Annotated in this window: 15 protein-coding genes; 8 read left to right on the forward strand and 7 right to left on the reverse strand. The window is 67.3% G+C overall.

What is annotated here, in order from left to right; all coding sequences use genetic code 11:
- Positions 1–154 precede the first annotated feature (154 nt).
- The 4 genes from AC16JP_RS06035 (at position 155) to rplI (ending at position 6,237) form a co-directional block, all read left to right on the forward strand.
- Positions 155–4,807, forward strand: coding sequence for an NAD-glutamate dehydrogenase (locus AC16JP_RS06035; RefSeq protein WP_484339701.1), 4,653 nt, complete (start codon positions 155–157; stop codon positions 4,805–4,807).
- 164 nt (positions 4,808–4,971) lie between these two features.
- The gene (rpsF, locus tag AC16JP_RS06040; protein WP_484339702.1) at positions 4,972–5,400 is read left to right on the forward strand and encodes a 30S ribosomal protein S6; all 429 of its coding nucleotides are present in this window, start codon (positions 4,972–4,974) and stop codon (positions 5,398–5,400) included.
- 3 nt (positions 5,401–5,403) lie between these two features.
- Positions 5,404–5,628, forward strand: a complete 225-nt coding sequence (gene rpsR, locus AC16JP_RS06045; protein ID WP_140929080.1) for a 30S ribosomal protein S18 — start codon at positions 5,404–5,406, stop codon at positions 5,626–5,628.
- 12 nt (positions 5,629–5,640) lie between these two features.
- Positions 5,641–6,237: a 50S ribosomal protein L9 gene (gene rplI / locus AC16JP_RS06050; RefSeq protein ID WP_484339703.1), complete on the forward strand. Its 597-nt coding sequence runs from the start codon at positions 5,641–5,643 to the stop codon at positions 6,235–6,237.
- 62 nt (positions 6,238–6,299) lie between these two features.
- Here the strand turns inward: rplI and AC16JP_RS06055 are convergent, their stop codons facing one another.
- The 5 genes from AC16JP_RS06055 to AC16JP_RS06075 are packed head-to-tail and all read right to left on the reverse strand — an operon-like array spanning position 6,300 to position 11,310.
- Positions 6,300–6,812 (reverse strand): CinA family protein, encoded by a 513-nt coding sequence (locus AC16JP_RS06055; protein WP_484339704.1) that lies wholly within the window; start codon positions 6,810–6,812, stop codon positions 6,300–6,302.
- On the reverse strand, positions 6,809–8,323 hold the full coding sequence (locus AC16JP_RS06060) for a class I adenylate-forming enzyme family protein (protein ID WP_484339705.1): 1,515 nt from the start codon (positions 8,321–8,323) through the stop codon (positions 6,809–6,811). Before AC16JP_RS06060 ends, AC16JP_RS06055 begins: the two co-directional genes overlap by 4 nt.
- Complete coding sequence (locus AC16JP_RS06065; RefSeq protein ID WP_484339706.1) at positions 8,320–9,222, reverse strand: alpha/beta fold hydrolase; 903 nt, start codon at positions 9,220–9,222, stop codon at positions 8,320–8,322. Before AC16JP_RS06065 ends, AC16JP_RS06060 begins: the two co-directional genes overlap by 4 nt.
- A gap of 4 nt (positions 9,223–9,226) precedes the next feature.
- The gene (locus tag AC16JP_RS06070; RefSeq protein ID WP_484339707.1) at positions 9,227–10,144 is read right to left on the reverse strand and encodes a crotonase/enoyl-CoA hydratase family protein; all 918 of its coding nucleotides are present in this window, start codon (positions 10,142–10,144) and stop codon (positions 9,227–9,229) included.
- The gene (locus tag AC16JP_RS06075) at positions 10,144–11,310 is read right to left on the reverse strand and encodes an acetyl-CoA C-acetyltransferase (RefSeq protein ID WP_484339708.1); all 1,167 of its coding nucleotides are present in this window, start codon (positions 11,308–11,310) and stop codon (positions 10,144–10,146) included. The genes AC16JP_RS06070 and AC16JP_RS06075 overlap by 1 nt, the downstream gene beginning before the upstream one ends.
- Before the next feature lie 136 nt (positions 11,311–11,446).
- Here AC16JP_RS06075 and AC16JP_RS06080 point away from each other — a divergent pair, with 136 nt between their 5' ends.
- From AC16JP_RS06080 to tilS, 4 genes are read left to right on the forward strand one after another with little or no spacing between them, the layout of a single operon-like run.
- Positions 11,447–12,769: a DUF1254 domain-containing protein gene (locus AC16JP_RS06080; protein WP_484339709.1), complete on the forward strand. Its 1,323-nt coding sequence runs from the start codon at positions 11,447–11,449 to the stop codon at positions 12,767–12,769.
- A complete protein-coding gene (locus AC16JP_RS06085; protein ID WP_484339710.1) occupies positions 12,766–14,358 on the forward strand; it encodes an amidohydrolase family protein in 1,593 nt (530 codons plus the stop codon). The genes AC16JP_RS06080 and AC16JP_RS06085 overlap by 4 nt, the downstream gene beginning before the upstream one ends.
- Positions 14,359–14,390: 32 nt before the next feature.
- A complete protein-coding gene (locus AC16JP_RS06090; protein ID WP_484339711.1) occupies positions 14,391–16,037 on the forward strand; it encodes an NAD+ synthase in 1,647 nt (548 codons plus the stop codon).
- A gap of 28 nt (positions 16,038–16,065) precedes the next feature.
- Positions 16,066–17,040 carry a tRNA lysidine(34) synthetase TilS gene (gene tilS / locus AC16JP_RS06095; RefSeq protein ID WP_484339712.1) on the forward strand — a complete coding sequence of 325 codons (975 nt, stop codon included), beginning with the start codon at positions 16,066–16,068 and terminating at the stop codon, positions 17,038–17,040.
- Between the two features lie 6 nt (positions 17,041–17,046).
- Here tilS and AC16JP_RS06100 read toward each other — a convergent pair whose 3' ends face one another.
- Both AC16JP_RS06100 and AC16JP_RS06105 read right to left on the reverse strand, forming a co-directional pair.
- Positions 17,047–18,231, reverse strand: coding sequence for a M24 family metallopeptidase (locus AC16JP_RS06100; RefSeq protein ID WP_484339713.1), 1,185 nt, complete (start codon positions 18,229–18,231; stop codon positions 17,047–17,049).
- Positions 18,228–19,469 carry an NAD(P)/FAD-dependent oxidoreductase gene (locus AC16JP_RS06105; RefSeq protein ID WP_484339714.1) on the reverse strand — a complete coding sequence of 414 codons (1,242 nt, stop codon included), beginning with the start codon at positions 19,467–19,469 and terminating at the stop codon, positions 18,228–18,230. The genes AC16JP_RS06100 and AC16JP_RS06105 overlap by 4 nt, the downstream gene beginning before the upstream one ends.
- Positions 19,470–19,517 lie beyond the last annotated feature (48 nt).

Raw genomic sequence — 19,517 nt, forward strand, 5'->3', positions numbered from 1 at the left:
TTTCTGCGGCTTTCGCCGCAAAGTTCCGCAGTCCGATTGCTTGTGGCATCATGCCCTGCTGGCGCATAGGATGCACGGATGCGCGGGCTGCGTTCCTGTGGCCCGATTGCCAACCGTCAAGGCGGCACAAGCCGCCGCATCGAGAGGTGATCTGATGTCGAAGCCGGCCCACCAGCCCGATTCCCACGCACTTGCGGAACTGCGGGATTTCCCGAAGGAACTGCGGGCGACGTTTGCAAAACAGATTTTTGCCGGCGCCGCCGAATCCGAACTGGAAGGGCTTTCCGCCGACGACCGGGCGCGGCTTGCCGAACTGGCGTTTGCGGCGTTCGCCAACCGCCCGCCGCACGGCCACAAGGTGCATGTCGGCACCACCGAGGGCGAAGCAGGCAGCCGCCACATGGCGGTCGTCCTCAACACCGACGACATGCCCTTCCTCGTCGATAGCGCAACGGCGGCGATCGCCGCTGCCCGCCTTGATATCCAGCGCCTCGTGCATCCGATTCTGTCGGTTCGCCGCGATGCGACAGGCAAGGTCGTCGCGCTGGGCGATGCCGATGCGCCGCGCGAAAGCCTGATCGTGATGAACGTCGATCGCGCGCCGGCGAAAACCCGCACCCAGCTCGCGCGGCAACTGGATGCGATCTATACCGACGTGCGCCGCGCCGTCACCGACTGGCAGCCGATGCTGAAGGAGCTGCACGACGCCGCCCGCCGCCTGAACGACAACCCGCCGCCGCTGGCGCCGCACCTGCTGGCGGAAACCGTCGCGTTTCTGGAATGGCTGGCCGCCGACAATTTCACCCTGCTCGGCTTTGCCGACGGCAAGCAACGGCTGGGCATTCTGGCAGACGCCGCCCGCTGGCCGGCCCCCGACGACACCGATTCCGCCGATCCGGTGGTGATCGGCAAGTCGGTCCTCACCTCGACCGTGCACCGGACGGTTCCGCTCACCATCGTCACCGTCCACCGCTACGACGGGCAGGGCAAGGTGGCGGGCGCCAGCCATTTCGTCGGCCTGTTCGCCAGCGCCGCGCTGCGCGAAAGCCCGCGCCGGGTGCCGCTCGTCCGCCGCAAGGTGGCCGAAGTAGCGGAACAGCTCGGCCATGCGCCGCGCAGCCACGCCGGGCGCGCGCTTGCGCATGTGATCGAAACCTTCCCCCGCGAAGAACTGTTCCAGATCGGCAACGACGACCTGGTGACGATGGCAAGGGGTCTGCTGTCGCTGCGCGACCGCCCGCGCCCGCACCTGTTCGTGCGCTGGGATGCGCGCGCCGCAAGCGCTTCGATTCTCGTCTATTTCCCACGGGAAATCTATTCCGGCGAACTGCGCCAGAGCGTCGATCGCATGCTGGTGGCGGAACTGGGCGGCACCATCGGCACCTTCGATGCGGAACTGCGCTCCGAGGGACTGGCCCGCGTGCATTATGTGGTGGACGGGCTTTCGAAGGCGCCCGACGCCGACCGGCTGAACCAGTGCCTCACCGACCTGACGCGCGGCTGGGACGCCCGCCTGGAAGCAGCGCTTTCCACCCATGTCGAGCCGATTCGCGCTGCCCGGCTGGCGCTGACGCACGGCCGCGCCTTCACGCCCGGCTATCGCGCCGAATTCACGCCCGAGGAAGCCGCAGCCGACATCCTCAGCCTGACGGCGCTTTCGACGCCGGATGATCGCCATGTCTTTCTGTATCGCCGCACCGGCGACGCCGATTCGACCGTCCGCCTGAAGATTTTCCGGCTGGGCGAAATCATCGCGCTTTCCGATTCGGTGCCGATGCTGGAAAACTTCGGTTTCCGGGTGGTCGAGGAAACTTCCTATGATCTGGCCGGCGGCGAGCTGGGCTGGGTCCATGACCTCCGCCTCGACAGCCCGAACGCCCCCGCCGATCTTGCGTCGTTCTGTGCCGTCGTGAACCCGGCGTTGCAGGCGGTGCTGACCGGGGTGCAGGAAAACGACCAGTTCAACGCCCTGATCCCGTCGTGCGGGCTGACAGCCGAAGAAGCGAACTGGCTGCGCGCCTGTTTCCGGTATCTGCGCCAGATCGGCATTTCCTACTCGATCCAGACGGTCGTCGACACGCTGCGGCGCAACCAGGCGGCGACGCTCGCGCTGTTGTCGCTGTTCCGTGCCCGCCTCGGGCCGCGCGCCAGCGACAAGGCGGCAGAACCCGCCCGCCAGCGGCTCGCACAGGCGCTCGATGCTGTGCAGGCGATCGACGAAGACCGCATCCTCCGGCTGTTCGACGGGCTGATCTGCGCCATGCTGCGCACCAACGCTTTCGTTCCCGGAGGTCCCGAAGCACTGGCGTTCAAGCTCGATTCGGCGCGTGTGCCGGGGCTGCCCAAACCGCATCCGTGGCGTGAAATCTGGGTCTATTCGCCACGGGTGGAAGGGATCCACCTGCGCGGCGGGCCGATCGCACGGGGCGGCCTGCGCTGGTCCGACCGCCGCGACGATTTCCGCACCGAAGTGCTGGGCCTCGTCAAGGCGCAGATGGTGAAGAACTCGGTCATCGTTCCAACCGGCGCCAAAGGCGGCTTCTATCCCAAGCAGTTGCCCGACCCCGCACAGGACCGCGACGCCTGGGCGACCGAGGGGCGCGACGCCTACAAGGTGTTCATCCGCTCGCTGCTGTCGATCACCGACAATCTGGATATCGAGGGGCGCGTGGTGCCGGCCGCCGACGTGTTCCGCCGCGACGGCGACGACCCCTATCTGGTGGTCGCCGCCGACAAGGGAACCGCAACCTTCTCGGACACGGCGAACGGCCTTGCCGCCGATGCGCATTTCTGGCTGGACGACGCCTTCGCCAGCGGCGGCTCGGTCGGCTATGACCACAAGGGCATGGGCATCACCGCGCGCGGCGCCTGGGTTTCCGTGACGCGGCATTTCGCCGAAATGGGCATCGACATCCAGAAAGACCCGGTCACCGTCGCCGGTGTCGGCGACATGTCGGGCGACGTGTTCGGCAACGGCATGCTGCTGTCGAAGGCGCTGAAGGTCGTGTGTGCGTTCGATCACCGCCACATCTTCATCGACCCCAGCCCCGACCCTGCCAAAAGCTGGAAAGAGCGCGCCCGCCTGTTCGCACTGCCGCGTTCTTCGTGGGCCGATTATGATGCAAAGCTGATCTCGAAGGGCGGCGGCGTGTTCCCGCGCTCGCAGAAGTCGATTCCGCTGTCGGCGGAAATCCAGGCACTGCTGGGCGTGGATGCAGCCGAACTGGCGCCAACCGAACTGATGTCGGCGATCCTGAAAGCGCAGGTCGATCTGCTGTGGTTCGGCGGCATCGGCACCTATCTGAAGGGTTCGGGCGAAGCCAACGCCGACGTCGGCGACCGCGCAAACGACGCCCACCGCATCAATGGCCGCGACGTGCGGGCAAAGGTGGTGGGCGAAGGCGCGAACCTCGGCGTCACGCAGGCGGCGCGGATCGAGTATGCGCTGCTCGGCGGCCGCATCAACACCGACTTCGTCGACAATTCCGCCGGGGTCGACACCTCGGACCATGAAGTGAACATCAAGATCGCATTCGGCGCGGCCGTGCGTTCTGGCCGGATCGATCTGGCCGAACGCAACGGCCTGCTGGCCGCCATGACCGACGAAGTGGCGGCGCTGGTGCTTGCCGACAACAGCGCGCAGACGCTGGTGCTGTCGGTTGCACAGTCGCACGCCCGCGAACGGTTGCAGTCGCATGTGCGGCTGATGGAGCTGCTGGCTGCGACCGGCAGGCTGGACCGGCAGATCGAAGGCCTGCCCACCGCACAGGTGATCGACGAGCGGCGGCGTCTGGGGCAGGGGCTTACCCGGCCGGAAATCGCCATCCTGCTGTCCTACACCAAGATGGAACTGAAAGACGCGCTGTTCGTGTCGAAGGTGGTCGAGGATCCGCTGACCGAGGCCCTGCTGTTCCGCGAGTTCCCGCCTGCCATGCACGAACGCTTTGGCGACGAGATTCGCAGCCACCAGTTGCGCAGCCAGATCATCGCCACCATGCTGGCGAACCTGCTCGTCAACCGGGGCGGGCTTACCCTAGGCCACGATCTGGCGGCCGAGGCCGGCTGCTCGCTGGAAACCGTCGCAGCGGCGTTTGTCGCCGCACGCACCCTCTTCGACCTCGAGGGGCTGTGGAAGGCGATCGACGCGGCCGACGTGCCGGCGATGCGGGCGCTGGCGCTGCATGCCGAAGCCGCCGACGCCACACGCATTCTGGTCGGCGATCTGGTCAGGCGCAGCGGCGTCGAAAGCCCGACGGCGCTGTCGAAGCGGCTGGCGCCGGGGCTGAAGCGGCTGCTGCCCAGCCTCGACCGCCTGCTGCGCCCCGAGCCAAAGGCGCAGGTCGAGGCAGTGCGCCAGCGCCTCGCGGCAGAAGGCGCGCCGGGGAATGTGGTCGACTGGATCGCCACCCTGCACGCGCTTTCCGGCGCGTCGGGCGTGGTGGCGCTTGCGTCTGATCTTTCGCTCGACGAATCAAAGACCGCCGAAGCCTATACCCGCCTTGGCGAAGCGCTTGGCGTCGACTGGGCGCAGGGCGCGGCGCGCACCCTCGCACCGGCCGACAGTTGGGAACGGCTGCTGGCCGACAGCACCGTTCGGGGCTTCGAGACCATCCGCCTCGACCTCATCCGCCAGCTTACGCCTGCATCGGGCGACCCGCTGGCAGCGGTTGAAAAATGGCTGGCCGCCAACGCCGGGCGTGCCACGACGCTGTCGCAGGCGATCGCCGGCGCCCGCAGCGCCGGTGTGCCGACGCTGCCGATGCTCGCGCATCTGGCGGCGATGGCGCGCTCGGTCCTCAGCGCCTGACCACAGCTTGGGGGGCGGCCCGGCGGGCTGCCCCCTTCCCGGCCGCCAACCCTTGCCGCAGCGGCAAAGCTGCGCTAAGGGCGCCGCTCCCGAAGAAAGCCGGAGGGGCCATGCGCGGAATTCGCCGCGAGGCCAGCGATCGGCACCGAAGAAGAGAGAGACACATGCCGTTCTACGAGCATGTCTACCTCGCGCGGCAGGATCTTGCCCCCGCGCAGGTGGAAGCCATCACCGAGGCACTCGGCAACATCATCACCGAAAATGGCGGCAAGGTTGCCGGCACCGAATATTGGGGCCTGCGCAACATCGCCTACCGGATCCACAAGAACCGCAAGGCGCATTATGTGCTGCTGAACATCGAAGCACCGGCCCCCGCCGTGCAGGAGATGGAGCGCCAGGTCGCCCTGAACGAGGACGTGATCCGCTACCAGACCATCCGCGTCGAAGCGCTGGAAGCCGGCCCGTCGGCGATGATGCGCAAATCCGACCGTGGTGAGCGTGGCGAGCGTGGTGAGCGTTCCGAACGCAGCCCGCGCGGCGAACGCGCCCCCCGTGGCGAGCGCGCACCGCGCACCGAAGAAGGAGCCTGGTAAACCATGGCACGCCCGTTTTTCCGTCGCCGCAAGAGCTGCCCCTTCTCGGGCAACAATGCGCCGAAGATCGACTACAAGGATATCCGCCTGCTGCAGGGCTTCGTCTCTGAGCGGGGCAAGATCGTTCCGTCGCGCATCACCGCCGTTTCGGCGAAGAAGCAGCGCGAGCTTTCGCAGGCCATCAAGCGCGCACGCCACCTCGGCCTGCTGCCCTACCTCGTGAAATAAGGAACGCGACCGATGGATGTGATCCTTCTTGAACGTGTGGAAAAGCTCGGCCGCATCGGCGAAGTGGTGTCGGTGAAGCCCGGTTTTGCCCGCAACTTTCTGCTGCCGCGCGGCAAGGCCCTGCGCGCAACCGAAGCCAACAAGGCCAAGTTCGAAGCGCAGCGCGCCCAGATCGAAGCCGACAACGCCCACCGCCGCGACGCGGCCGAAGCCCAGTCGAAGACCATGGTCGACGTGATCGTCGTCCTCATCCGGCAGGCTTCGAACGCCGGCGCGCTTTATGGTTCGGTTTCGGCCCGCGACATCGCCGAAGCCATGGCGCAAGCCGGCCACAAGGTGGCGAAGTCGGCGGTCGTCCTCGACCGTCCGATCAAGTCGCTCGGCATCTCCGAGGTGAAGCTGGTGCTGCACCCGGAAGTCAGCGTCACCGCCAAGGTGAACGTCGCCCGTTCGCCGGAAGAAGCCGAACTGCAGGCACAGGGCGTCGACGTGACGGCCGACCTGTTCGAGCGCGAGGAAGCCGGCTTCACCGAGGACTATGATCCGAACGCCGAGCCGGGCGCGACCGCCGAAGCGCCGGTCGAAGCCGAAGGCGACGCCGAAGCCTGAGCTTTGGTCCGAAAACGACAAGGGGCGCCCGGCGATGGTCGGGCGCCCCTTTTCGTTTCGGCTCAGGCGCCTTCGGGTGCGTCGTCGGCCATAATCCGGGTTTGCAGCAGCGCCAGCGCTGCACGCGCGAACGCCAGCATGTTGCCCATACGGTCGTTGCTGGCCGTCTCGATCGTCTGCGCAACGACGAAGCGCGGCCCTGCAACCGCAATGCAGCAGTGCCCCGGCGGATCGCCATAGGGGTTGCCGGAAGGGCCGGTAGCGCCGGTTTCCCCAAGCCCCCAGCTTGCCTTGAACCTGCCTTGCGCCCGCATCGCCAGCGCCCGCGCATAGGGTTCGGTTGCGCCGCGCAGGCCACGCACATCTTCGCGCTTCAAATCCAGCAGGCGGTGGCGGGCGCGCGGCGTATAGATGATGCCGCCCCCCAGATAGAAGGCCGACGCGCCGGGAACCGCCAGCAGCGCCGACGAGATCAGCCCGCCGGTCGAGCTTTCGGCGACGGCAAGCCGCTGCCTGCGCTCGATCAGCAGGTCGGCAACGGTACGGCCATCGGCCAGCAGCGCATCGAAACTCATGGGATTTCGCCGGTGAACTGTTCGCGCAGTTCGCGCTTCATGATCTTGCCGATGGCGCTGCGGGGCAGTTCATCCGCCAGTTGCACCGCCGCCAGCCGCTGCACCTTGCCAAGCAGGCCGTTGGCGAACGCGCGGATTTCTTCGGGGTCGGCGCCGGGCGCCACCACGAAGGCGACGGGACTTTCCCCCCACGCGCGCGACTGCACGCCCACCACCGCCACGTCGCGCACGGCGGGATGCCGCGCGATCACCTGTTCGATGTCGATCGGGTAGATATTGAAACCGCCTGAAATGATCATGTCCTTGGCGCGCCCCATCAGCTCGATGAAGCCGTCGGCATCGCGGCGGGCCAGATCTCCGGTGCGGATGAAGCGGCGGCCGTCGGGATGGGTCCAGATCGCTTCGGCCGAGGCCTCCGGCCGGTTGGCATAGCCCGTCATCATCGCCGCCGAATGGCCGATGATTTCCCCCACTTCATCGACGCCTGCCTCGGTGCCGTCGTCTTTCACGATCAGCACTTCGGCGCCCGGCATCGGCTGGCCGATGGTGTGCAGCTTGTCGGGGTAAACATGCGCCAGCAGCGCCGTGCCGCCGCCGCCTTCGGTCATGCCCCAATATTCGATCAGCCCGCCGGGCCAGCGTTTCAGCACGTCTGCCTTCAGGTCAGCGGCGAACGGGGCCGAGGTGCAGAACTTCAACTGATAGGAGGAAAGATCGAAACGGTCGAAGTCCGGCAGATCCATGATCCGCCGATACTGCACCGGCACCAGCATCGAGTGGGTTGCCCGGAACTGCTGCGCCAGTTCCAGAAAGCCGTGCGCATCGAACTTCGGCATCATCACCAGATGGCTGCCCCACGCAAGCGCGGGCAACGCCGCCACCAGCGTCGTGTTGGAATAGAGGGGCGTCGCCAGCAGCGCCACGCTGTCCGGGCCGTAGCCCGATGCCGCGCCCCCCAGAAGGTGGCTCCAGCGCATCTGCCAGCTTTGCACGATCCCCTTGGGAACGCCGGTGGTGCCCGAGGAATAAATGATGTTGAACGGCATCGGCAGCAGTGCCGCGTCGTCGATCGCCAATAGTGCGGGCGGGCCGTCCGCCAGCCATTCGTCCAGCGCCTCGATTCGCTGCACGCGGGCGGAAAAACCGATCGCGGCCAGCGCCTTGGCGTTCGCATCGTCCAGAAACAGGATGGGCGCTGCCGAATCGGCCACCATCGCTGCAAGCTGTTCTGGCGTCGCGCTGGGCGGCATCGGCGCCACCGCCACCCCGGCGATCAGCGCCCCCAGATAGAGCGCGACATAATCATTGCTGGTGTAGGCGATGATCGCAATCGCGCTGCCGGGTTGCACGCCGTCGCGTTGCAGGCTGGCGGCCACCTGCCCCGCGCGCTGTGCAAGCTCCGCCCAGGTCAGGGTTTCACCGGAAACGGTAACGGCCGGCCGGTCGCCCCTGAGTTCGGCATTTCTGGCGATCAGGTCGCCGATGCGGTGAAACGTCGTGTCGATCGTCATGCAATGAGCGCCCTCATGGCTGAAACAAGTGCAAGCGGCTGGTCCACCATCACATGATGATGCGCTTCCGGGATGGGCACCAGCCTGCTGCCCGCAGGCAGGCGCTTTGCCATGTCGGCGACCAGCCCTGCCGTCACCAGATCGGAATTTTCCCCCCACATCAGCGTCACCGGGCAGTGCGGCGCGGCAAGCGGATCGAGGTCGCTTTGCGCCTTGAAGTCGCTCCAGAGGAACGGGTCGAACTTCCAGACGAAGCCGCCGTCGGCCGGTCTCAGGGCATTGCGGGCGATGAAGTCGGCGATGAACAGATTGCCCGTGGGTTGCGGCGGCACCCAGCGGAACCGCGCCAGCGCTTCGGGGATCGTCGGATAGACATGGTGCGGCCTGGCGTCGCCGCCGCTCCGCCTCGGGCGGCGCGACATCGTCGGGTGAAACGGCGTGTCGATGATGATCGCCTGCGACAGCGGCGCGTCCGGCCGGTTCGCCAGCGCCATCATCGGGAAGCCGCCGAAGCTGTGCCCGACTGCGGTGAACGGCCCGGTATCGGCAAGCCCCGCAGCAGCGGCAACGGCCAGCATTTCCTCGACGAAAATATCCAGCGAATAGCTTTGGCGATGGTCGGAATTGCCCATCCCCGACCAGGTGGGCGCCGCCACCCGGTGCGTCTGCGCGAAGAACGGGGCAATGAACCGCCACCAGTCGGCGTGGGCGCCGTTGCCGTGCAGCAGCAGCAGGCCGGGCTTGCCACGGTCGCCCCACGCCAGCCACTCGACTTCGGCGCCCGCCACTTGCAGCCGATGCCGCTCGTACGGGGTGGATATCGCTGCTTCGAACCAGTCGGGCGCGTCGGGCGCCGCGCCACCCAGATGCGCCAGCGGCGCCGGGCCGCGTTCTGTCACGCGGTCATGCATAGGGGCGCGGGCCATACCATGGGAAAAAGTCGGGCATGTCGGCCGACACCCGGTCAGGGAAGCTGGCCGGGCGCTTTTCCAGAAAGCTCATCACGCCTTCGCGTGCGTCGGCCTGGCGGCCACGGGCATAGATGGCGCGGCTGTCCAGCTTGTGCGCTTCCATCGGGTGGTCGGCGCCCAGCATCCGCCACAGCATCTGCCTGGTCAGCGCAACCGAAACCGGCGCGGTGTTGTCGGCGATTTCGCGCGCAAGGGCGATGGCCGCCGGCATCAGTTCCTCAGGCGGCACGACCTGCCTGACGAGGCCCGCCTCCAGCGCCTCGGCGGCGCCGAACACCCGCCCGGTCGCGCACCATTCCATCGCCCGCGAAATGCCGACGACACGCGGCAGAAACCAGCTCGAACAGGCTTCGGGCACAATGCCGCGCCGGGCAAACACGAAGCCGAAGCGGGCGTCGGCCGAGGCCAGCCGGATGTCCATCGGCAGTTGCATGGTTGCCCCGATGCCGACGGCTGCACCGTTCACCGCGCCGATCACCGGCTTCAGGCTTTCGAAGATGCGCAACGTCACCCGGCCGCCGCCATCGCGCACGGCTTCCTGCGCATAATCGACGCTGCCATCCGCGCGGATCGGCGAACCGGTGCCCGCACGACTGTTGTTGGCGTCGGTGCGCTTTTCATAGTCGAAGGTGGCGGCACCTGCCGACAGGTCGGCGCCGGCGCAGAAGGCCCGGCCCGCCCCCGTCACGATCACAACCCTCACGTCGTCGCGGCTGTCGGTCTCGTCGAATGCCGAGATCAGCTCGTGCATCATACGGCCGGTGAAGGCGTTCATCCTGTCGGGGCGGTTCAGCGTCAGCGTGGCGATGCCGCCGGCGATTTCAAGGCTGGTTTCCTGCCGGTCGGTCATCACAGCGCCTCCACGATGGTCACGTTCGCCAGGCCGCCGCCTTCGCACATGGTCTGCAGGCCATAGCGTCCCCCGCGCGCCTTCAGCGCATGGATCAGCGTCGTCATCAGCTTGGTGCCGGAAGCACCGAGCGGGTGGCCAAGCGCGATGGCGCCGCCATTGACATTGAGGCGCTTGGGATCAGCGCCCAGTTCACGCTGCCACGCCAGCGGCACCGAGGCAAAGGCCTCGTTCACTTCATAAAGGTCGATGTCGCCGATCCGCATGCCGGCCTTTTTCAGCGCCGCCCGCGTCGCGTTGATCGGCGCCTCCAGCATGACAACCGGATCCTCGCCGATCACCGTCAGGCTGTGGACGCGCGCGATCGGATCGACGCCAAGCTTCTTCAGCCCGGCCTCGTTCACGACGACAACGCCGCTCGCCCCGTCGCAGATCTGCGAGGATGTCGCCGCAGTCAGCCGCCCGCCCTCGCTCAAAAGCTTCACCGCCTTCGTTGCCTCCAGCGTCGCCTCGAAGCGGATGCCCTCATCGACATCGTGCACCGCCGGGTTGTTTTCCGTGTCCAGGCCGGAAACCGGCACGATTTCGGCGGCGAAGGCGCCGGCGCGCGCGGCTTGCGCTCCCTTGCGCTGCGAATCAAAGCCGAACATGTCCAGATCATCTTTCGACAGATCATATTTCCGGGCGATCATTTCCGCGCCCGCGAACTGGCTGAACTGCACGCCGGGATAGCGCGCCTTCATCGCCGGGCTGACATAGGTGCCCGCGCCCGCGTCCATCGCCGCCTTGAACGGCAAGGCCATCGGCACCCGCGTCATGCTCTCGACACCGGCGGCGATGACGACATCCATCATGCCCGACATCACCGTCGCGGCGGCGAAGTGCAGCGCCTGCTGCGAGCTGCCGCACTGGCGGTCGACCGAGGTTCCAGGCACCGATTCCGGCAGTTTCGACGACAGCACCGCGTTGCGGGCGACATTGGCGCTTTGCTGGGCGAACTGGTTCACGCAACCCATGATCACGTCCTCGAACAGCGCGGGATCGTGCGCGCCCACCAGATCATCGAGCACCTGCGCCGCCAGATCGGCCGGATGCCAGTCGCGCAGGCGTCCGCCCTTGCGGCCACCCGCAGTCCGCCGCGCTTTCACGATATAGGCCGTGCCCATTCACAATCTCCCCTCGGAACCGACAATCCGGCCGGTTATGCGCGGTGGTCGCAGGCTTGTCCCCTCTGACAATCGTGGAGGCATCCTGGGCAATCGGGGCTTGCGCGGGCGGGAAAAGCAGGCACAGTCGCGCGCCATGCGCAAACTGCTGGTCACACTTGGCATCGTTGCCGCCATCGCCGGCGGGCTGTTCCTGTTCCTGCGCCAGCCGCTTGCACAAACCACCGAGGCGGCGCTCCGCGCCTATCCGGTCTACAGCTTCGTCCGCACCCGCAACGATTCGCTGCTGTTTTTCCGGCATCAGGGGCTGGACGGCGCGAACAGGCTGCAACACCGGCGCAACCTGTCGGACTGGCGCGACCGGTTCGTCACCACGCCGAACAACGACACCTTATATTCGCTGGCCTTCCTCGACCTGTCGGCCGGGCCGGTCGGGCTGAAGATGCCGCCGCTGCCGGCCCGCTATCATTCGGTCGCGGTGATGGATGCGCAGACCGACAATATCGTCGTCGCCGGCACGCGCGACGGCGGAACCGGCGGCGAACTGCTGTTCTATTACGGCGACAAGCCCCCCGCCGATGCCGGCAATGCCCGGCTGCACCGCCTGACCACCCCGCAGGCATGGCTTCTGGTGCGCACGCTGGTCGATGGACCCGCCGACCTCGAGGCCGCGCGCGCCGCGCAAAGCGGGTTTGAACTGCTGATGCCGGAAGTCAGCCGGCGCCCGGCGCAGGAAGCCGTTGCGCTGCCGGTGCTGCCCGATCCGGCGATGCTGCTGAGGCGGGCGAATCCGGTGATCGCCGAAAGCCCGCACCTGCAAGACGCCGCGCTTGCCGCCACCGGCTATGGCGGCAGCGCCGACGCGTTCGACAAGCTGCCGATGTGGCGGCAATGGCTGTGGCGCGCAATGCTGCCGCGCATCTTCGAGCGGATGAAATCGGCGATTGCAGCAGGCGCCCGCACTACCGGAGACGGCTGGGCCAAAACGCCGCCGGGGATCGGCACTTCGGCCGCAACGCCCGCCCTGCGTTCGGCGATTGCGCTGGCGGGCCTTGGCGCCCTGCCGGCAGACGAAGCGGTCTACTGGTCTGCTGTCATCGACGGCAAGGGGCAGGAACTCGACGGTTCGAAACGCTACCGGCTGACCATCCCCGCCGATGTGCCGGTGCGCGCCTTCTGGAGCATGTCGCTTTACGAACGGCTGGCCGACGGCCGGCTGTTCTATGTCGAAAACCCGATCGATCGCTATGCCGTCGGCAACCGTTCGCCCGGTCTGCAACGGAACGCCGACGGCAGCCTGACGCTGGTGATCCAGCCCGACAGACCCGCCGACGCCGCAAACTGGCTGCCAGCGCCCAAGGGACGGCTGTTCACCCTGATATTCCGCGCCTACCTGCCGGATCAGCCGATCCTTGCCGGAACATGGCGCCTGCCCGCAGTGGAGCAAACGACCGAATGAAGAACTGGATCGCCGCCATCGCCCTTGCCTTCGCTGCTGCCGCGCCGGTTGCGGCGCAGGGCATGCTGCCGACACCGCCGCGCGGGCAGGAGGCGCAAGGCCCCTATGAGACACTGGTCATTCGCGGGGCAACCATCATCACCGGCAACGGCGGGCCGCCCTATGGCCCGGCCGACATCGTGGTGAAGGGCGGACGCATCGCCGAAATCCTTCCTGCGGGCACCCCCGGCCTGAAAATGAAGGCAGATCGCCCGCCGCACGGCGCCACGCGCGAAATCGACGCCACCGGCATGTATGTCCTGCCCGGCTTCGTTGACACGCACGGCCACAACGGCGACCCGGAAAAGGCGCCCGACCCCAGCTACGGCTATCGGCTGTGGCTGGCCCACGGCGTGACGACGGTGCGCGGGGTGTCGCTGTTCTGGGATCCGGCGCGCTCGCTTGCCGACAAGCGCCGCAGCGCCGCCGGAGAAATCACCGCACCCCGCTTCTTCGTGTACCAGACGCTGGGCAGCGGCTGGAAGGAAGGGCCGACCAACACGCCGGAAAAGGCCCGCGCCTGGGTGCGCTGGGCAAAGGCGCAGGGGATCGACGGCATCAAGTTCTTCAATCGCGGCGATGAAACCGGCGCCATCACCCGCGCCGCAATGGACGAAGCCAAGAAACAGGGGCTGGGCACCGTCGCCCACCTGTCACAGCCGAACATCGTCGAACTGAACGGCAGGCAGGCAGGCGAAGCAGGGCTTGGCACGCTGACGCACTTCTACGGCCATTTCGAAAGCCTGCTGAAGAACCGCCGGATCCAGGACACGCCCTACAGCTATAATTACAACGACGAGCAGGCGCGCTTTGGCGGCATCGCCGACATCTGGGACCAGATCTACGAGCCGGGCGGGCCGGAATGGATCGCCTACCTCGAGGAGCAGAAGAAAAACGGCGTCACCTTCGACCCGACCTTCAACATCTATTCCGCATCGCGCGACCTGATGCGCGCCCGCAACGCCGACTGGCACCGCGAATATACCCCGCCGTCGCTGCTGCGCTTCTTCGAATCCAACCGCGACAATCACGGCAGCTATTTCTTCGACTGGACCACGGCGAACGAAGTGACGTGGCGCAATTTCTATGGCCGCTTCATGCGCCTCATCAACGACTACAAGAACATGGGCGGGCGGGTGACGACGGGTTCGGATTCGGGGTTCATCTGGCAGACTTGGGGCTTCGGCTACATCCTCGAACTGGAACTGCTGCAGGAAGCCGGTTTCTCGCCGCTGGAAGTGATCGAGGCCGCCACCACCAACGGCGCGAAAACGCTGATGGAACCGAAGGGTCTGGAACCCGATTTCGGGCTGGTCCGCCCCGGCATGCGCGCCGATCTGGTGATCGTGCCGGAGAACCCGTTGCAGAACCTGAAGACGCTGTATGGCACCGGCCATGAACGCCTCGACGACGCGACCAACCAGCAGAAGCGGGTCGGCGGCGTCCGCTGGACCATCCGCGACGGGATCGTCTTCGATGCGCCGATGCTCCTGGAATCGGTGCGCCGCGATGTTGCCGCCGAAAAGGCAAGGGCGGCCACAGCCCATTGAGGGCGGCGGCGCGCTCGCCTAATGCTGGGTCCATGGCAGACAGGCTTCGCATCAGCGCCGCGCAACTGAACCCCTCGATGGGCGATCTGGCGGGGAACGCCACCGCCATATTGCGCGCAAGATCGGCCTCGGCCGACGCCGACCTGCTGGTGACGCCGGAACTGTCGCTGCTGGGCTACCCGCCCGAGGATCTGGTGCTGAAGCCCGCCCTGCATGCAGCAGCGATGGCGGAACTCGACCGGCTGGCGCAGGCGTCCGCCGATGGCGGCCCGGCGATGCTGGTCGGCACCACATGGGCAACCGATTCCGGCCTGCACAACGGCCATGTGCTGCTCGATCAGGGCAGGATTGCCGGTGTCGCCCTGAAAACCGATCTGCCGAACTATGGCGTATTCGATGAGAAGCGCGTGTTCGTGCCCGGCCCGCCCGCCGAACCGCTGAATTTTCGCGGCGTCCGCTTGGGGATTCCCATCTGCGAGGACATGTGGCGCCCGGAAGTTTCGGCCCGGCTGAAGGAACAGGGCGCCGACCTGCTGATCGTCCCCAACGGCAGCCCCTTCGAGCTTGGCAAGGAAGGCCGTCGCCTCGAACTGGCCCGCAGGCGCGTTGCCGAAACCGGGCTGCCGCTGCTCTATGTGAACCGCACCGGCGGGCAGGACGAACTGGTGTTCGACGGCGGCAGCTTTGCCCTGCATGCCGATGGCCGCATGGCCGCCCGCCTGCCCGACTGGGACGAAGCCGTCGTGCCGGTCGAATGGTCGCGCAGCAGCGGCTTTGTGGAAACCACGATCGCCCCGCCCGACAGCTACGAGGAGGAAATCTACCACGCCATGCTGGTCGGCCTGCGCGACTATGTCGGCCGCAACCGCTTTCCGGGCGTGGTGCTGGGGCTTTCCGGCGGCATCGACAGCGCGCTGGCGGCGGCGGTCGCGGTCGATGCGCTTGGCGCCGACAAGGTCTGGTGTGTGATGCTGCCCAGCCGCTTCACCAGCCGCGAAAGCCTGGATGATGCCGCCGGTTGCGCCCGGATGCTGGGTGTCCGGCTGGATAACATCCCGATCGAACCGGCCGTCGGCGCCATCGAAATGATGCTGGCGGGGCAGTTCGCCGGCACACCAACGGGCCTCGCCGAGGAAAACGCCCAGTCGCGGTTGCGGATGGTGGCGCTGATGGGGCTTTCCAACAAATTCGGCCACATGCTGCTGACGACCGGCAACAAAAGCGAGCTTTCGGTCGGATATGCCACCATCTACGGCGACATGGCGGGCGGCTACAATGTGCTGAAAGACGCCTACAAGACGACGGTGTTCCGGCTGTCGCGCTGGCGCAACATCGTCAGGCCGAGGCTGGGGCTGGGCAGCGACGGGCCGGTGATGCCGGAACGTGTCATCACCAAGCCGCCGACCGCCGAGTTGCGGGAAAACCAGCGCGACGACGACAGCCTGCCCCCCTACGACGTACTGGACCCGATCCTGCACGGTCTGGTCGAGGAGGAACTTTCGGCAACCGAAATCGCGGCGCGCGGAATCGCCGATGTGGAAACCGTCCGCCGCATCGAACGGCTGCTCTATATTGCCGAATACAAGCGCCGGCAGGCGCCGCCCGGTGTGAAGATCGGCCCGCGCACCTTCGGCCGCGACCGCCGCTATCCGATCACCAACGCCTTCCGCACCGCCTGAGGGCGGGAAGGCCGATCCGGCGACCGCGATGCCCGATCTTCCCGCACCAGAAGCCGCCGCTGCCTTCGCCGCCGAAGTGCTGCGGCTGGGCCAGCCGGGCTTCGGGCATGGCACGAAACTGGCGGTCGCCGTGTCCGGCGGCGGCGATTCGCTGGCGCTGATGTGGCTGGCGGCAGCGGCATTCGGCGCTGCAACGCATGTGCTGACGGTAGATCACGGCCTGCGTGCCGATGCCCGCGCCGAATGCGCCGAAGTGGTCCGGCTGGCGCAGACCCTCGGCCTGCAGGCAAGGGTGCTGACACTGGCGATCGAGGGCGGCGCCAATGTGCAGGCGAATGCGCGGCTGGCGCGCTATGCGGCGCTTGGCGCGTGCTGCAAGGATCTGGGCATCGACTGGCTGCTGACGGCGCACCACATCGACGATCAGGCGGAAACACTGCTGCTGCGGCTGGCGCGCGGCAGCGGCATCGGCGGCCTGTCGGGTATCCGCGCCAGCACCCGCATCGCGGGCGTACAGGTGCTGCGACCGCTGCTGGGCACTCGCCGCACCGCGCTTCAGGCGATCGTTGCCGCCGCCGGGTGGGCGCCGGTGCAGGATCCTTCGAACGACGACCCGCGCTTCGACCGGACGGCCGCCCGGCGGCTGCTCGGGGAAACAGTGTGGCTGTCACCGGACCGGCTGGCCGCTTCCGCCGCCAATCTTGCCGAAGCATCGGCCGCGCTGGACTGGGCGGAACAGCGATGCTGGGAAAGCCGCGCCCGATGGGCCGCTGGTGTGCTGATCCTGCATGCCGAGGCGCTGCCGGCCGAACTGCGTCGGCGGCTGCTGTTGCGCGGGCTTGCCGAACTGGGGGCGCAACCGCGCGGCAGCGCCGCGCAGCGCATGCTGGCAAGGCTGGAACGGGGCCAGACCGCGACGCTGCAAGGCGTCAAGGCAACGCCCGGGGCGGGGGAATGGCATTTGGCGGCTGCGCCGCCGCGCCGCACGGCAAGGCGCGGCTGACCCGCTTCAGCCGAACGGCCGGTCGATCGACGGCTGCGGTTCGGTGAACCACTGCGCCCCGGTTTCCGTGACGAAGAAATGATCTTCGAGCCGGATGCCGAAGCGCCCCGGCACCACGATCATCGGTTCATTGGAAAAACACATCCCCGGCGCCAGCGGCGTGCGGTCGCCGCGCACCAGATAGGCCGGTTCGTGGATCGAAAGGCCGATGCCGTGTCCGGTGCGGTGCGGCAGCCCGGGCAACCGGTAGTCCGGGCCAAGTCCGGCTGCTTCCAGCACCCGGCGCGCCGCACGATCGACGCTTTCGCAAGGATTGCCCGGCACGACCGCGTCGAAGGCAGCGGCCTGCGCCTGCTTCTCAAGCGCCCACATGCGGCGCGCTTCGTCGTCGACCGGGCCGAAGGCATAGGTGCGGGTGATATCGGAATGATAGCCGTCGATGGTGCAGCCGGTATCGATCAGCACGATCTCGCCTTCCTGAAGCTGCTGGTCGATCGGCAGCCCGTGCGGATAGGCCGTCGCCTCCCCGAACTGGACGGCGCAGAAAGTCGATCCGGCAGCACCAAGCGCCCGGTGCGCTGCATCGATGAAGCGCTTCACTTCGGATGCACGAATGCCCGGCGCCAGAATGCGCGCCGCCCGGCGATGCACTTCCAGCGTCATGGTCTTTGCCTGTTGCAGCAGCGCCAGTTCTGCGGCGGATTTGCGCATCCGCAGCCCGTCGATCAGCGGCGCGCCATCCAGCAGCTTCAGCCGCCCGCCAAGCCGCCTTGCCGCACCATAATCCAGCAGCGGATCAACGGCGAGCGCCGCACCGGCGGGCAGTGCATCGGCCACCAGATCGGTCGGGCTTTCGTCTTCCTCCCACAGGCGGATGTCGGCATCGATCGCCAGTTCCGCTTCCATGCTGCCACGTTCGAACGCCGGGCACACCAGAATCGGCCGCCCCTGTTCCGGCAGCAGCAGCGCGACGAGGCGTTCGCTTGGCCGCCATGTAAGCCCGGTGAAATAGTGCAGGCTGGCGCCCGCGTTCACCAGCAGCGCATCGGCGCCAAGCGCCCCAAGGCTCGCCCGCGCGCGCGAAAGCCGCTCCTCGCGCTCGGCGACGGTGATTGGTGGCGCGCGCCCCTCCCATGGGCCAAGCGTTGCCAGTTCATGCGCGGCCGTCGATCCACCCACCATGTCGGTCATCCAAATCTTTCCAGCCTGAAGGGCGAAATATCGATTGCAGGTTCCCGGCCTTCGGCCAGCGCCGCCACCAGTTCGGCCGTGGTTGCCGCAAGCGTCAGGCCAAGATGCTGATGGCCGAATGCATACAGCATATTGCCAGCCCGCGACGAGCGGCCGATCGCGGGCAGATAGTCGGGCAGCGTCGGCCGGGCGCCCAACCAGCGCCGCCAGTGCCCGTCGGTCGGCAGGCCGAGCGCTTCCATGTGCGCCTCAAGCCGCAGCCATTTTCGCGGATCTGCGGGCGCGTCGGCATCGCCGAACTCGACGAAACTCGACGCCTGCACCTCGTGGCCGAAACGGGTGACGATCATCGACCGGTCCTCGAACACCAGCGGCGGCATGTCGGCCGGCCACAGGCCCGCCTCGGTGCGGATGTGATATCCGCGCTCGGCGATCAGCGGCGCCTTGTGGCCCAGTGCGCGAACCAGCGGCGCACTGCACGCGCCTGCCGCCACCAGCACCAGATCGGCCGGATGGCCGGGAACAGACGCACGCCCGCCCTCGGTCACCAGCCGTCCTGCTTCGTGCAGCAGCCTGCCGCCAGCCGCCGCAAGCGCTGCCTCCAGCGCGCGGGCGAGCGTCGGCAGATCGGCGATCTGCGCGCTTCCGGCAAAGCGGATGCCGCCGCCGAGCGGCCTGCCGGTCAGGCGCGTGATTGCCGCAAGTTCGTCGGCGGTCGCGTCACGGAAAACCGCTGTGCCGGTGTCGGCCGCAGCCCATGTGCTACGTCCCTTCTGCGCACTGGCCGGGCTTTCCCACAGCACGAAATGGCCTTCTTCGCGCAGGATTTCCGGCTGCCCGACTGACGCCGCCAGCCGCCGCCACGCGGGCAGCGCATCGCCCAGCAGGCCGCCAAGTGCGCGGCAGCCATCTTCGAAACGGTGATGATCGGCAGCCGCCAGAAACGACAGCGCAAACGGCAGCCAGTGCCGGATCTGCGCCAGCGGCAGATCCATCGCCCCGCCAGCGGCAAAGCGCCTGCCCCAGGCCGACCTGAGCGTCGCCCACGAAGCCAGCGGCGCCACCTGTTCGGTGGCGATATGCCCGGCATTCCCCCACGACGCCGCCTGATGCCGGGCGTCCGGTTCAAGCACGGTAAGGCGATGGCCGCGCTGCGCCAGCACGACAGCGCACGAAAGGCCGACGACACCGCCGCCCAGAACCAGAATATCCAGCGCGCCTTCCCGTGGCCTTGCCATGCCGTTTCTATTATCGTATACCATATTCAAAGTCAAATAAGGACGATG

The organism is Sandaracinobacteroides sp., from assembly GCF_057137845.1.